Annotated in this window: 12 protein-coding genes and 1 tRNA gene; 7 read left to right on the forward strand and 6 right to left on the reverse strand. The window is 45.1% G+C overall.

The genetic code is table 11. From position 1 onward, the window contains the following. Positions 1–153: 153 nt before the first annotated feature. The 4 genes from U2P89_RS02905 to uxaC all read right to left on the reverse strand — a co-directional run bounded on the left by U2P89_RS02905 (position 154) and on the right by uxaC (position 4,982). Positions 154–1,233, reverse strand: coding sequence for a PfkB family carbohydrate kinase (locus tag U2P89_RS02905; RefSeq protein ID WP_076931876.1), 1,080 nt, complete (start codon positions 1,231–1,233; stop codon positions 154–156). A gap of 111 nt (positions 1,234–1,344) precedes the next feature. Then, the gene (locus tag U2P89_RS02910) at positions 1,345–2,157 is read right to left on the reverse strand and encodes an SDR family oxidoreductase (RefSeq protein ID WP_313379639.1); all 813 of its coding nucleotides are present in this window, start codon (positions 2,155–2,157) and stop codon (positions 1,345–1,347) included. 91 nt (positions 2,158–2,248) lie between these two features. Continuing rightward, positions 2,249–3,499 (reverse strand): tagaturonate epimerase family protein, encoded by a 1,251-nt coding sequence (locus U2P89_RS02915; protein WP_313379637.1) that lies wholly within the window; start codon positions 3,497–3,499, stop codon positions 2,249–2,251. Positions 3,500–3,575: 76 nt separating this feature from the next. After that, entirely contained in the window at positions 3,576–4,982 is a 1,407-nt protein-coding gene (gene uxaC, locus U2P89_RS02920) for a glucuronate isomerase (protein WP_313379636.1), read from the reverse strand. 593 nt (positions 4,983–5,575) lie between these two features. Here uxaC and kduI point away from each other — a divergent pair. From kduI to U2P89_RS02955, 7 genes are all read left to right on the forward strand, one after another. Then, positions 5,576–6,418 carry a 5-dehydro-4-deoxy-D-glucuronate isomerase gene (gene kduI, locus U2P89_RS02925; RefSeq protein ID WP_313379634.1) on the forward strand — a complete coding sequence of 281 codons (843 nt, stop codon included), beginning with the start codon at positions 5,576–5,578 and terminating at the stop codon, positions 6,416–6,418. 70 nt (positions 6,419–6,488) lie between these two features. After that, on the forward strand, positions 6,489–7,280 hold the full coding sequence (locus U2P89_RS02930; protein ID WP_313379633.1) for a gluconate 5-dehydrogenase: 792 nt from the start codon (positions 6,489–6,491) through the stop codon (positions 7,278–7,280). 118 nt (positions 7,281–7,398) lie between these two features. Next, the gene (locus tag U2P89_RS02935; RefSeq protein ID WP_313379630.1) at positions 7,399–8,538 is read left to right on the forward strand and encodes a DUF4861 family protein; all 1,140 of its coding nucleotides are present in this window, start codon (positions 7,399–7,401) and stop codon (positions 8,536–8,538) included. A gap of 1 nt (position 8,539) precedes the next feature. After that, positions 8,540–9,577, forward strand: a complete 1,038-nt coding sequence (locus U2P89_RS02940) for a sugar kinase (RefSeq protein ID WP_091907992.1) — start codon at positions 8,540–8,542, stop codon at positions 9,575–9,577. A gap of 207 nt (positions 9,578–9,784) precedes the next feature. Then, positions 9,785–10,453: a bifunctional 4-hydroxy-2-oxoglutarate aldolase/2-dehydro-3-deoxy-phosphogluconate aldolase gene (locus U2P89_RS02945; RefSeq protein WP_313379627.1), complete on the forward strand. Its 669-nt coding sequence runs from the start codon at positions 9,785–9,787 to the stop codon at positions 10,451–10,453. A 51-nt stretch (positions 10,454–10,504) separates the two neighbouring features. Next, the gene (locus tag U2P89_RS02950) at positions 10,505–11,971 is read left to right on the forward strand and encodes an MFS transporter (protein ID WP_091907994.1); all 1,467 of its coding nucleotides are present in this window, start codon (positions 10,505–10,507) and stop codon (positions 11,969–11,971) included. Positions 11,972–12,142: 171 nt separating this feature from the next. Next, positions 12,143–13,513 carry an alpha-L-fucosidase gene (locus U2P89_RS02955; protein ID WP_092025009.1) on the forward strand — a complete coding sequence of 457 codons (1,371 nt, stop codon included), beginning with the start codon at positions 12,143–12,145 and terminating at the stop codon, positions 13,511–13,513. Between the two features lie 99 nt (positions 13,514–13,612). Here the strand turns inward: U2P89_RS02955 and U2P89_RS02960 are convergent. Next, positions 13,613–13,686: transfer RNA gene (locus U2P89_RS02960), tRNA-Ile, on the reverse strand. A 143-nt stretch (positions 13,687–13,829) separates the two neighbouring features. Next, positions 13,830–15,683, reverse strand: a complete 1,854-nt coding sequence (locus tag U2P89_RS02965) for a 4-hydroxy-3-methylbut-2-en-1-yl diphosphate synthase (protein WP_322190572.1) — start codon at positions 15,681–15,683, stop codon at positions 13,830–13,832. Positions 15,684–15,687: the final 4 nt, after the last annotated feature.

Below are 15,687 nucleotides of genomic sequence, written 5' to 3' on the forward strand. Positions count from 1 at the left end.
GGATGTTGGATTTGGATATTAGGAATCGTTTCAGACTGATCCATTGGCAATTAGTAATTAGTAATTGGTAATTAAAATCACCTTCCCTCTGTTCCCGTTCTCCCCAGTCTCCCGATCTCCTCAGTCTTCCTACTTTCCTCGTCTCCCCGGTCTTCAACGGACCACTCTCGCGTTACCTTTCCAGATGCTCCATATCACTTCCTCATCGGCCGGCTGGGCATAATCTGTCAGGAAGGTAGTAGCCAGTGCACCACTCGCCCAGGCAAACTGCACCCATTTTTCGGGTTCCATCCCTTTCAGGATACTATAGAGCAATCCCCCCACAAAACCGTCACCACCACCAATCCGATCCATCACGTTGATCCTCCGTAATGGAGCTTCGTACCAGTTCCCATTTTCATACACAATAGCACCCCAGAGATGCTCATTGGCGCTAATCACCTCACGCAGCGTATTGGCAAAAACCGAAACATGAGGAAACGCTTTATGCGCATTCAGGATCATCCCTTTGAAAGCATCCAGCGTTCCACCAATATTTTCACCTCCTGCTTTCGGACCTTCAATACCGAGGCAAAGCTGAAAATCTTCTTCATTACCTATAACTATATCGGAAAGAGAAACAATCTCCGTAAATGCTTCTTTCAACTCCTTTTCCCGACCCTTCCAAAAAGTCGCGCGGTGATTCAGGTCGAAAGAAATTAGGGTATCATGCTTTTTGGCATAACGCGCTATTTCGAGACAGAAGTTGCTTGTGTCAGGAGAAAGTGCCGCAATAAGGCCGGAAAGGTGTACCACTTGTACGCCTTCCTTACCGAAGATCCGTTCCAGATCAAAATCTTTTACATTCAGCGTTTTTCCCACTTCACCTGCCCGGTCGTTCTGTACCCGCGGACCACGCAATCCAAAACCGCTGTCGGCAATATTGAATTGATGCCGATATCCCCAGGGATCGCCCTGAGGCACCTCAGGCCCCTCATACTCCATATTGCGTGCCTTCAGGTCAGCCTTGATAAAAGCAGCGATCGGGCTATCTTTCACAAAAGTTGTGAGTACCTTTACAGGGAGACCGAGATAAGAGGAGATACTTGCCACATTGGTCTCTGCGCTGGTTGCCTGCATCCGAAACATATTGGTACTCTGCACCGGCTGTGCATCTACCGGCGTAATGCGTACCCCCATACTGGTAGGTACCACCAATGAATATTTGAATTCTTTTCTTAATACTAAAGACATTTTGATTGATGTGATAATTTATTAATTTGATGATGTGGCGATTGAGAATTGACGATTGACAGTTAACCACATCCCATATTTTAAATTTTGAATTTTGAATCTGAAATCCAATCAAATACTGAACGAATCGAAGCCTCCGTCAACGATGGCTACCGTTCCCGTCACAAATTTCGAAGCATCGCTTACCAGATAATGGAGCGTTCCCAACAAGTCTTCAGGATTCCCGAATCGGCGGAAAGGGGTGTGTGCAATAATGGTATTTCCCCGTGCGGAATAGGATCCATCGGGATTAGTGAGTAATGCCCTGTTCTGCTCTGTAATGAAAAAACCGGGACATAACGCATTCACTCGAAAATCTTCACCGAATTTAATAGCCAGCTCTCCTGCCATATATTTGGTGAAGTTAGTAACTGCCGCTTTGGCTGCGCCATATCCTGCGACACGCGTTAGCGGACGCAAAGCCGATGCAGAAGAGATATTTACGATATTACCCTTCTTCTCTCTGACCATATATTCAGCAAAAACCAGTATGGGGATAACCGTTCCCATCAGATTCAGATCGACCACCTTCCGGAAATCGTCAGCTTTCAAATCGAAGATAGTATTATCGGGACCGATAGTCGCACCCGGCATATTTCCACCGGCACCATTGATCAGCACATCTATCTTGCCGTATTTGGCAGCAATTTCTTCAGCATTTCTCTTCAGCACTACCTCATCAGTCACATCAGTTTGAAGGAACATGACATCTCCTCCGGCAGCTTTTACTTTTTGTATCAGTTCGTCGCCTTTTTCTTTATTCCGCGCCAGTACCGCCACTTTTGCACCGTGTGCGGCCAGATACTCTACCATTGAAGAACCCAATACTCCGGTTCCACCCGTGATAACAATCACTTTTCCTTTAATATCAAATAATTCGTACATAATTTATTGATTTAATGATCCGGCAAAAATAGGCTACCTGTTTTATTTTTCAACCTTATTTCCCGTAAAATCTTCTTCATTAAAACTAGCTCTATATATTAAACAGTCTCCTGAGGTGCCTGTCGTAGATATTCTCTTCCACACATCTACCGATTACGTCGGCATATTTGACGAGCAGGTCGGTATATTCGCTTCCCATTTCCGCAGCTACTTTATACGCCACATGAATGAGTTGACGGAAATTGGGATTGTAATCAGGATGTCCGGGGATGTGCCGGAGCGTATTGGCAAACTTCTCCCCCGTCCAGCTATTGACCTCCTCCACGGAAGGGAGTTGTGAGCCATCTATATTGATCACATCGGCATAGGGAGCGCACAGTTCCTCCTGCCTGTTATATGAATTCTCATAAATCTTTTTTGCCAGCTCAAGCCCTTCTCCGCCAGCTACGGCCAGGCCGATCACCTCCTCGAGCCAGGTGGTACCGGCGGTTTTCAGATGGAGCCCCTTGTCGTGTCTTGCGATAATGTCTGCCATGATCGGGTAAATGGAGAATTTATCACTCCCCGAGTGAACGCTCAGCTTCAACTCTTCAGGCAGTCCAAATTCTTTCACTGCAAAATCGATCACAAGCACATCTTCTTCAAACTCTTTGGCAAACTGTACCAGATCGCCTACGTAATCGACGCCCTTATTAAAGCGGCCTGTAAACTTAGGAGCAATTGTCTGGGCAGGTACACCCTTGTCGGCAAGCATTTTCAAAATAAAAAGCAACTCGACCGGAGTCTGAGGAGACTCTACTTCGTCCATAGAAACTTCCGTGATGAAGTTACCTTCTCCCTTTTCCTTCTTCAGATAGGCATAGATCTCCGATGCGTGCTGTGTGGCGGCAAGGAACTTGGCGGCGATATCACGCAATAACTCTTCAGTTACATTCAAAGGCTCCTCCATACCGGGAATTTGCAACTTGTCCATATATTTCTGACAGGAAGCTACAAAAGCAGCTACTTCTTCCGGATCGCTCTCATTACCTATAAATGCGGCAACATCTAACGTAAAGAAGTCAGATACCTCTACATATTTAGCAACCGTGCTGAGATTGATATGATCGGCATCCACAAAATAGAGTCCTTTGAAATCCAGGGTATTGACAGCCTCGTCAGCCTCCCTGCGGGTATCTGCCGGTTGTGTACCGACATAAATATGTTCCCTGTTAGATTTATTCCATACCGGACTGATATCCAATCCTCCTTTTTCATTCGCCTTCATGATAGCACGCAACTGGGCTTTTCCCTGATGAGTGAACCTATCTCCTACTCCTATACTATATTTTCCTAATTGCATAATTGTAAAGTGAAAAAGTAAAAATTAAAAGTGAAAAATGAATAATTCAAGACTTACCCAATCCTAAATCCTAAATCTAAAATCTAAAAAACTGTTTCGCATTGTTATAAGATATATCCTCTACCATCTCCCCAAGGAATTTCATTTCGGAAGCAGGCAACAGCCCCTGCTCGACGTCATTCCCAATGAGATTACATAATATCCGCCGGAAATATTCGTGACGCGGATAAGAGAGGAAACTGCGTGAATCGGTCAACATTCCTACAAAGCGACTCAGCAGTCCCAGATTAGAGAGAGAGTTCATCTGCGCCTCCATCCCTGTCTTCTGATCAAGAAACCACCATCCTGAACCAAACTGTATCTTTCCTGCCACTGATCCATCCTGGAAGTTGCCGATCATAGTAGCGATGAGATCGTTATCCCTTGGGTTCAGGTTATAAATGATGGTCTTGGCCAACCGGTTGTCTTTGTCCAGTTGATCGAAGAAACGGCTCATCGCTTTTGCTACATTAAAATCACCGATAGAATCGAAACCGGTATCAGGACCGAGTTGTTTGAACAAGCGGGTATTGTTGTTACGGATAGCTCCATAATGGAATTGTTGTGTCCATCCTTTTTCCCAATCCATTATGGCACCTTCATAAAGCATGGCCGATTTGAATTTCAGTATCTCCTCTCTTACCAGTTCTTTTCCACCATACACTTTATTGAAGATCTGTTCAATTTCGGCCTGTGTATAGGGTTCGGCATAGAACTCCTCGATACCGTGGTCGGAAAGTTTACAACCCACACCGGCAAAGAAGTCGTGTCGCTTACGAAGTGCTTCGATCAGGTCGCTGAACCGGTTGATGGTCACTCCCGACACATCAGAAAGTTTTTCCAGGTATGCACGGTACTCTTGCGGATTCTCCACCGCCATCGCTTTATCGGGACGCCAGGTCGGCAGGACTTTGATCTCAAATTGCTCCTCTTTAAGCGCCAGATGATGCTCTAAACTATCGGCAGGATCATCGGTGGTACAGACCACCTCCACTTTAAATTTTTTCATCAATCCCCGGGCAGAAAATTCAGCAGTACGCAACTGCTCTGTACATTTGTCGAATATCTCTTTCGCCGTTTCAGGTTTCAGGAGCTTGTCAACACCAAAAGCAGTCTTTAATTCCAGGTGAGTCCAGTGATACAATGGGTTCCGCATGGTGTAGGGCACCGTTTCGGCCCATTTCTCAAATTTTTCCCAATCGGAGGTATCTTTTCCGGTGCAGTACCTCTCTTCCACTCCATTGGTGCGCATGGCACGCCACTTATAGTGGTCTCCTTCGAGCCATATCTGACCCAGATTATCGAAAGCATGATCCTTGGCGATATACTCAGGGTTCAGGTGACAATGATAGTCAATAATAGGTTGCATTTTTGCATGTTCATGATACAACTCTTTCGCTGCATCCGTCTGAAGCAAAAAATCTTCATGAATAAAACTTTTCATACGATTAAAATTATTTATTTTCTAATGTATCGTATGGAACTCGCTTATAGAAAATGTTCTTGTGTGAGAACAGTTATCATGCTCGTTTCATACTAAAACTATTTTAAAAATGGATATTTTCCGCGCTAGGACTCACTGTTGTCGTACACAATCCATACAAGTCCCCAAAGTTATATATTTTTATTTGATAATTACCGATACAGAATGATTTAATTTTCTTACCATCTCATCCAGACATTTCCGAAATTCTTTTTCATTTTTTACAGGTTACCGGTCGAGTCGATTTCCATTGGTACTTCGACACCTCTCACAGCGCCGATTACTTCAGAAGATGGCACCACCATCAAATATGAAAACGGTGTACAGGTTCTTATTCTCTGACCACCTATTCTCCCTACGAAGGATACAGGATAGCTTTCAATAGAACAAAAGGAAGCGTAGAAGTATACTCAGCGAAACTGATATTTTATTCCACCAAAACATTGATTTTTTTGATATAATTAGAATAAATAGTAACTTTGTGCGTGTACACGGGCTCTATTGTAGAGGGTGTTCTCCATCGCAAACAACAGATTATCAAAAAACAAACATATATGAAGACAAATTATCAATTACGTTATGCAGCACATCCCGAAGATGCAAAATCTTATGACACGCAGCGTTTGCGAAGAGATTTTCTCATAGAAAAAATATTTGCTCCGGATGAAGTGAATATGGTTTATTCGATGTACGACCGTATGATTGTAGGGGGAGCGATGCCGGTAAACGAACCGTTACACCTGGAAGCGATAGACCCGCTGAAGCAACCTATTTTTTTATGCCGCAGGGAACTGGGTATCTTTAATGTAGGTGGCAAGGGAAGAGTAAAGGTAGGAGAAACTGTTTTCGAACTCGATTATAAGGAGGCGCTCTATCTGGGTTCAGGTGAACGTGAAGTGTATTTTGAAAGCGACGACGCAGCCAAACCGGCAAAATTCTATTTCAATTCGGCTACGGCCCACCGTAACTATCCCGACAAGAAAGTAACCAAAGCCGATGCGATAGTCGCTGAAATGGGTGCGTTGGAAACCTCCAACCGAAGGAATATCAACAAAATGATCGTGAACCAGGTACTACCTACCTGCCAGTTGCAGATGGGGATGACAGAACTGGATCCCGGAAGCGTATGGAATACCATGCCGGCACATATCCACTCCCGCCGGATGGAGGCCTACTTCTATTTTGAAGTGCCCGAAGACCAGGCGGTATGCCATTTTATGGGTGAACCCGACGAGACACGTCATATCTGGATGCATGATGACCAGGCGGTACTCTCTCCCGAATGGTCGATCCACTCCGGTGCAGCCACCAGTAACTATACCTTCATCTGGGGTATGGCGGGCGAGAATCTCGACTATGGCGATCAGGATTTTTCAAAAATAACAGATCTACGATAAAAATAACAGCCCGGAACTACACGGATATGATGTGAAAAATCTCGGGACTATAAATTAAGAAAGAAATAATATGGTTAATTTTTCATTAGAAGGAAAAATAGCACTGGTGACAGGTGCGTCTTACGGTATCGGGTTTTCCATGGCCTCTGCTTTTGCAGAAGCAGGAGCGAAAATCGTATTTAACGATATCAATCAGGATTTAGTGGACAAGGGCCTTGCGGCTTATAAGGAGAAAGGGATAGAAGCCCACGGTTATGTATGTGACGTGACAAATGAGGAAGCGGTGAACCAATTCATTGCCCGGGTAACGGAAGAAGTTGGGGTCATAGATATCCTGGTAAATAATGCCGGTATCATCAAGCGTATACCGATGCACGAGATGAGCGCTGCCGAATTCCGCCAGGTGATCGATATCGACCTGAACGGGCCGTTTATCGTTTCAAAGGCGGTCATCCCCCATATGATCAAAAAAGGGCACGGAAAGATCATCAATGTCTGCTCCATGATGAGCGAACTGGGACGTGAAACCGTTTCTGCCTATGCGGCTGCAAAAGGTGGATTGAAGATGTTGACAAAAAATATCTGTTCCGAGTACGGGGAACATAACATCCAGTGCAACGGTATCGGTCCGGGATATATCGCCACACCACAGACCGCACCTTTAAGGGAGAGACAACCTGACGGTTCTCGCCATCCTTTTGATTCATTTATCATAGCCAAGACACCGGCAGCCCGGTGGGGAACTCCCGAAGATCTGGCAGGACCGGCCGTCTTCCTTGCTTCGGATGCATCTAATTTTGTGAACGGACATATACTGTACGTTGACGGGGGTATTCTGGCATATATCGGGAAGCAACCATAAGTAGGAAGGTAGATAAGTGGTTTGGAGACTGGGGAAGCAAGGAGACTGGGGCAATCTCATTCAATCTCCCATCAATCTCATTCAATCCCTTAGCGAATAAAAATCAAAATAGTTGGTAATGCAAACAAAATTTTTCGTGCTAATTCTGGCAGCAACAATCTTTATCGGATGTAGCCCCTCAAAACAAGCGTTGACAGTGGAGGTAAGCAACCCGGGAGCGATAGATAGAGAAAATGAGATGGTAGAACTCACCTGGGAAACGATACAGCAAAAACTATCGCTTTCTGCAGAGGAAACGATCATCATAACCGGTGACAACGGGCAGCAACTTCCCTATCAACTTGTGACCAATGGAACCGGACAGACAGAAACACTCATCTTCCCGGTCTCCCTGCAGGCAGGACAAACAGCCTCTTTCCAGATTGCAGTAGGCAAACCGGAAACATTTACACCTCTTGTATACGGACGCCTGGTACCCGAACGGAAAGACGACTTCACATGGGAAAATAACCGTACCGCATTTCGGGTATACGGTCCAGCGCTAAAGGCAACCGGTGAAATCAGTAACGGGATGGACTTCTGGGCCAAGAAAACGGAATCATTGATTATCGACAAGTGGTATAAAGACGATCTGGCAGGTGTGGCCTCATACCATGAGGATCATGGGGAAGGACTGGATTTTTACAAGGTAGGAAGGACCCTTGGCCTTGGAATGACTGCTCCTGTTGATAACGATACATTATGCTTAGGTGACAATTTCGTAACAGCAGAGATCCTCGATAACGGACCGCTTCGTATTACTTTTAAACTTACCTACGATCCTTACCAAGCAGGAGACAAGATAACAACGGAAACCCGCGTCATCTCCCTGGATGCATATAAACTCTTCAACAAGGTGACCAATATTTTCGAGGTGGAAGCCGATGAACTGACTGTCGCTACCGGAATTGTAATGGAAAAAGGTAAACCGGAAATTACCTTTGGCGACAACTCCGGTATTATTGCTTACGAAACCCCTGCCGATAACGTCAACGGTACCATTTATACCGCTGCTATCCACCCCAACGGATTCACTGATATCAAAGTGGCAAACGGGCATTACCTGGGATTGAACAATTATAAATCCGGCACATCCTATACCTACTACGCTGGTGGAGGATGGAGCAAAGCCGGATTCGACAGCTTTGATGCCTGGGTCCAGTTTGTAAAACTGGAGAAAGAAAAAATAGATCAACCTTTAACCATTCAGATAAAATAAAATGCAGAAAGTGGTAACTTTCGGCGAGATCATGTTGCGTCTTGCCACACCTGATTATAAAAGATTCATCCAGTCGGATCATCTTACGGCCACCTTTGGCGGTGGCGAAGCCAACGTAGCCGTTTCCCTGGCAAACTACGGTATTCCCGTGGAGTTTGTCACCCGCCTGCCCGAAAATGATATTGCAGCATGGTGTATCTCCGACCTCAGGAAAATGAATGTCGGAACACAGCATATCCTGCGCGGCGGTGAACGGGTAGGGATTTATTTCCTTGAGACCGGCGCCGTGGCACGTCCCTCAAAAGTAGTCTACGACAGATCCCACTCTTCTATCGCAGAAGTGGAAAAAGGGATGTTCAACTGGAAAGAGATACTCAAAGATGCATCATGGTTCCACTGGACAGGTATTACCCCTGCACTCTCGCAGGGAGCTGCCGATGCCTGCCTTGAAGCGATCCGGACAGCCAATGAACTGGGAGTAACCGTTTCATGTGACCTCAACTATCGGAAGAATCTCTGGAAATACGGAAAAAAGGCATCCGAAATCATGCCTGAACTGGTAAAGGGATGTGATATCATCCTCGGTAATGAAGAGGACGCAGAGAAAGTGTTCGGCATCAAACCGGAGGGGTTCGAGGTAGAGCATACGTCAGGAGAGGTAGATGCAGCGGAATTCGAATCGGTTTGCCAACAGCTTATGCAAAAATTCCCGCGTGCGAAGAAAGTGATCATTACGTTGCGCGGTTCTATCAATGCCAATCACAACACTTGGGGCGGATGCCTCTATTCAGATAAGCTCTATCAATCCAGAAGATATGATATTACCCATATCGTGGACAGAGTGGGTGGAGGCGACTCTTTCATGGGAGGACTCATTTACGGATTACTGAACTATACCGGTGACGACCAAAAGGCGCTCGACTTCGCCGTAGCTGCCTCCTGCTTAAAGCATACCATCTATGGCGATTTCAACCTGGTTACCGTAAAGGAAGTGGAAACACTGATGAAAGGCGACGGATCAGGAAGAGTGGTACGTTGAAGACCGGGGGATCGGGAGATTGGGGGGAACGGAAACAGAGGGAAGGTGATTTTAATTACCAATTACTAATTACCAATGGATCAGTCTGACACGATTCCCAATATTCAAATCCAACATCCTACATCTCAATTGGAAATCGACGTAGTCAATTAACAATCGGCGTAAGCCAAATCTTACATCCTAAATCCAAAATCTAAAATTAAAAAAATGGCTAAATTTACAAGACTACAAGTCTATCAGACCATAGTAGATACGGGTATTGTACCTGTATTTTACCATTCCGATACCGAAGTGGCAAAAAAAGTGTTGAAAGCATGCTATGAAGGAGGTATCAGGGCGTTCGAATTTACCAACAGGGGTGATTTTGCGCATGAGGTGTTTGCCGAACTGGTGAAGTGGGCAGACAAAGAATGCCCGGAGATGATATTGGGTATCGGATCCGTAGTAGATGCACCGACCGCCGCACTCTATATTCAATTGGGGGCAAACTTTGTAGTAGGCCCGTTGCTGAATCCGGAAGTATTTAAAGTTTGTAACCGCAGGCAGATAGCCTATTCACCCGGTTGTGCCACTGTATCCGAGATTGGTCTGGCCCAAGAGCTGGGTGCCGAGATCGTAAAAGTATTTCCGGGTGGTAATGTAGGTGGGCCGTCATTCGTGAAAAACATCAAAGGGCCTATGCCCTGGTCCAGGATTATGGTCACAGGCGGGGTAGAGCCTACCGAAGAAAATCTCTCGGCATGGTTTCGTGCAGATGTAACAGCAGTCGGTATGGGTTCCAATCTATTTCCAAAAGAGGTGCTAAAGAACGGAGAATGGCATAAAATCACCGAATTATGTAGGGTGAGCTTGTCAATTGTCAAGAAATATCAGTAAAACAGAGATATTGATAAACACAGGACAAAAATAATCCAAATTATAAAAATCATGAGTAAATTACAAGAAGTAGGAAATGCAAAAATGACCAATTTCCGGTGGACAGTGGTCGCAATGTTATTCTTCGCAACAACCATCAACTATCTGGACAGGCAGGTGTTATCACTCACATGGGATGAATTTATCAAACCCGAGTTTCACTGGAACGAGTCGCACTACGGAACAATTACTTCATTTTTCTCCATTTTTTATGCCTTCAGCATGCTCTTTGCAGGCCGTTTTGTAGAGTGGATGGGAACTAAGAAAGGATTCCTTTGGGCAATCGGCGTTTGGAGTGTTGGCGCCTGTTTACATGCTGTGTGCGGTATTGTCACTGAAGCCTATGTTGGTTTGAGTAGCAAGGCCGAGTTGATTGCAGCAACAGGAGATGTGGCAGTGGTGATTGCCACTGTCAGCATGTGGAGCTTTTTAGTGGCACGTGGTGTACTCGCACTTGGTGAGGCGGGTAACTTCCCTGCAGCCATCAAGGCGACAGCCGAATTTTTCCCAAAAAAAGACCGTGCTTATGCCACTTCTATTTTTAACGCCGGGGCATCCATCGGTGCATTGTTTGCTCCTTTGACTATTCCCCCTTTAGCTAAAATATTCGGCTGGGAGATGGCATTTATCATTATCGGGGCCTTAGGTTTTCTCTGGATGGGATTCTGGGTTTTCTTGTACGACAAACCGGCCGAAAGTAAAAGGGTCAACCAACTTGAGTTGGATTATATTGAGCAGGATAAACATGAATTGGGCGAAGCCGAGAAGAAACCAGGTGTAGCAAAAGTATCATTGAAAAAATGTTTTTCCTACAGGCAAACATGGGCATTCGTAGCCGGAAAGTTTATGACAGACGGTGTTTGGTGGTTCTTCCTGTTCTGGACTCCTTCTTACCTGAATACACAATTTGGGATCAGAACTTCTGAAGGATTGGGTATGGCGTTGATCTTTACACTCTATCTGATTGTTACCGTATTATCCATTTATGGTGGAAAACTACCCACAATTTTCATTAACAAAAGCGGCCAGAATCCGTATACTGCAAGAATGAAGGCAATGTTGATTTTTGCATTTTTCCCATTGGTAGTACTGCTTGCACAACCCTTGGGCGTAGAATTCGCCTATTTAGGTAAAAATGCCGCCTGGATTCCTGTCCTGCTGATATCTATCGGATGTGCCGCACACCAGGCATGGAGCGCTAACCTCTTTTCAACCATTGGTGATATGTTACCGCAGGGCGCTATCGCCACTGTAACAGGTATTGGAGGAATGGCCGGAGGGGTAGGATCCATGATTTTGCAGAAAGGTGCAGGTAATTTATTTCATTTTGCGGGCGAAACCAATATGACATTTATGGGATTTGAAGGTAAACCTGCAGGTTATTTCATTATCTTCTGTATTTGTGCTTTTGCCTACCTGATCGGATGGACAATCATGAAATCACTTGTTCCCAAATACAAACCAATTACTGATATGTAATTTCATGCAGTAATTATTATATGAAGAAGAGGATACCTAACATGTTTGGGATATCCTCTTTCTTTTTATCGCATTCCGGTACAATGAACAGGAAAAATTGAAGGATAATGTAAAGTAATTCATTAACTTTGGGGAATATAACTTTGGGAAATAACTAATATTTTAAATACGATGAAAAAGTTGATAATCATTCTTCTTGTCTTTGCGTTCTCTTCCGCACAGGCACAGTATAAGGCCGACTGGCAATCACTCGACAAACGCGAAATACCTTCCTGGTGGCCGGATGCCAAATTTGGAATTTTCATTCATTGGGGATTATATTCCGTACCGGCGTATGCTCCTGTGGATGAAGTAAAAGGAATCTACGAAAAGTATGCCGAACATTATTACAACCGCTTACTGGCCGGAAATAAACTGTTTACCGATTTTCACGACAAGCACTATGGTGAGAATTTTAAATATGCCGATTTTGCCCCCATGTTCAGGGCGGAATATTTTAATCCAGCCAAATGGGCAGACCTTTTCAAAGAAGCAGGAGCAAAATATGTGGTACTGACATCGAAACACCACGATGGATTCTGCCTGTGGCCAAGTAGTCAAACACCCCATTGGAACAGTGTTGTGATGGGACCTCATATGGATATTATAGATACACTCTCGACCGCTGTACGCGATGCGGGATTGCGTTTCGGACTATATTACTCGTTGCTCGAATGGGGACACCCGTTGTACACACAATCCACTATCGAAAAATGGGTGGATACCCATATGATCCCACAGATGAAAGAGTTGGTAAACACTTACAAACCCGAAATAATTTTCTCTGACGGAGAATGGGATTACGATAGCAAGACGCTCAAAAGTGAACAGTTCCTGGCATGGCTATATAACGAGTCCCCGGTAAAAGATTCGGTAGTGGCAAACGACCGCTGGGGTAAGGAAACACGCAGTAAACATGGCGATTATTACACTACGGAGTATGACCTGGTACATAATAATGAAGGTATCGGTGACAAAGCCGACCATCCCTGGGAAGAGAGCCGTGGCATAGGGACATCGTACGGCTACAACAGGTTTGAGACTTCCGCACATTATCTCTCGTCGAAGCAACTGATCCATATCCTGATTGATAAAGTTTCCAACGGAGGTAATTTCCTGTTAAATGTGGGTCCCGATGCCACAGGAATGATACCGGTAGTCATGCAAGAGCGGCTGCTCGATATGGGGAAATGGCTGAAAATTAATGGTGAGGCCATCTATTCTTCCCGTCCGTGGCGAAACGCCAATAAATCCGAGAACGAACAGATTTCTTTCACACAAAGGGAAGGTAACCTGTATCTTATCCTCAAAGAATGGCAACAGGCTCCAATTACTATTCCGGGATTGGAACAGGCAGCAAAAGTAGAGTTACTGGGATATGGGGGGAAGGTTGATGTATCATTTGAAAACGGCCGGTTAACCATTACACCACCCGTTTTGGCTATCAATGAATATCCGTCGCAACATGCCTGGGTATACAAGATTTCGGGTTTTAAAGACTAAATCAAAAAACTGTGTTTTTCTAACCCAGAGAGGAGAATAACAACCTTATAATAATGAAAAAAGAGCTACCCTGAAAAGTAACTCTTTTTTCAAAAAAAGTGGTCCCAACTGGGCTTGAACCAGTGACTCCCTGATTATGAGTCAGGTGCTCTAACCAACTGAGCTATGGGACCTCTCTTTCAGCTTTTAGTTTTACCGAAAGCGGGTGCAATATTACTGCTTTTTTCGGAAATTACCAAAATAAATACCAATAATCCTCTTTTAAGCGATTATACCTATTTTTCTCCTCAGACCCGGGTGGAGCAAACCCCACAGGTCAATTTCTCTCCGGTTCAATCCAGTCACCGTGATCTTTGATCAGTTGTATCAAACGTTCCACCGCCTCAGCCTGAGGGATATTTTTCTCTATCAGCTCTTTCTTGCGATAGAGTGATATCTTGCCGTGCTCAGCACCTACATATCCGTAATCTGCATCAGCCATCTCACCGGGGCCATTCACGATACAGCCCATCACCCCTATTTTCAGATGCTTGAGATGGGAGAAATGCTGCTTGATCAACGCTACTGTAGCCTGCAGGTCGAATAATGTCCTTCCGCAACTGGGGCAAGAGATAAATTCGGTCTTGCTTGTCCGCACCCGTGCTGCCTGCAGAAGACCGAAAGCATAAGCATCGAGATTGGTTATATCTATTTGCCCCTGGTTACTCAACATAATACCGTTGCCAAAACCATCAAGAAGTACAGTCCCAAAATCCACACCGCCTTTGATCTGAATATCTTCGGCTTCATCTTCGGCATAATTCCGCTGAAGAATTACCGGTACCCGGCAATCCGCGTTCAACAATGCATGAAAGAATGCCCTCTGCTCACCTACCCCGTTCTGATGAACGGTAGTAAGGATCACCGCTATTTTGGGCGTCTCTTTCAGGAAAGCGACCACCTCGTCCGAGAGTTCGGGATAAGAGAGTCGCAGGAACTTTACTTCTGCATGGCAATCTCTTATTTTATCCAAAGAATCGACCGTAAAGAGCGGAAAATTATCTATTTTCTCTTCCCAATAGGGATAATCGACAATAGACTTCATTCCTTTCGGGAAATTAACCGGCATACGGCTTCCTATATAAATATAATCGGGGATGAAATGCGGGTTGACCGACATATCATCAATCTTACTCCTATCGGAAATTACCACAGGCAAATGTTCCCCTCCGATATTCCAGACCGGATCCGTTTCACGCCGGTCTGTAGAGTAAGGGGAAAAGCCGGGATAAATTTTGCCCTCTATGGATGCATGCCCTTTTCTCAGGTTTACATAATCCACCAATTTTCTGGCTACAGGTACTTCCACTTCAGGATCTTCACTCAATGAAACACGAATGGTATCGCCTAACCCGTCGCTCAACAAAGCACCGATACCTACAGCCGACTTCATTCGACCATCCTCTCCGTCTCCGGCTTCGGTCACTCCCAGATGGAGCGGAAAATGGATATTCTCCTTGTCCATGGTTGCTACCAATAAACGAACCGCTTTGGTCATCAACAATGTATTGGAAGCTTTCATCGAAATCACAATATCGGTAAAATCTTCATCTATGGCAATTCGCAAGTACTCCATACAGGATTCTACCATCCCTTCGGGAGTATCGCCGTAGCGACTCATGATACGATCCGACAGTGAACCGTGGTTCACACCGATACGTACGGCAGTGCCATGTTCCTTGCAGATACGAAGAAAAGGAACTACTTTGGAACGTATTTTCTCCAGTTCCTGTGCATACTCCTCATCGGTATATATCAACTCGGCAAAAGTCTTTTGTTTATCCACAAAATTACCCGGATTGATACGCACTTTCTCCGCGATAGTGGCTGCCACCTCTGCCGCACGGGGATTAAAATGAATATCAGCCGACAGGGGAGTGGTATATCCCTTATCCCTTAACTCTTGGTGTATTTCCCGTAAGTTATTGGCTTCACGTACACCCTGTGTCGTCAGACGGATCAGGTCAGCACCGGCAGCAATGATGCGCTCACATTGGGCAACACTACCCTCGGTATCGAGCGTATTGGTATTGGTCATCGTCTGCACGACAACCGGACAATTTCCGCCCATGATGATATTCCCCACATGTACGTCAACAGTAGGACGGCGTTTGTAATTGAAAAAATCCATATTT

The organism is Proteiniphilum sp. (genome assembly GCF_034331125.1).
Classification (GTDB): Bacteria; Bacteroidota; Bacteroidia; order Bacteroidales; family Dysgonomonadaceae; genus Proteiniphilum; species Proteiniphilum saccharofermentans.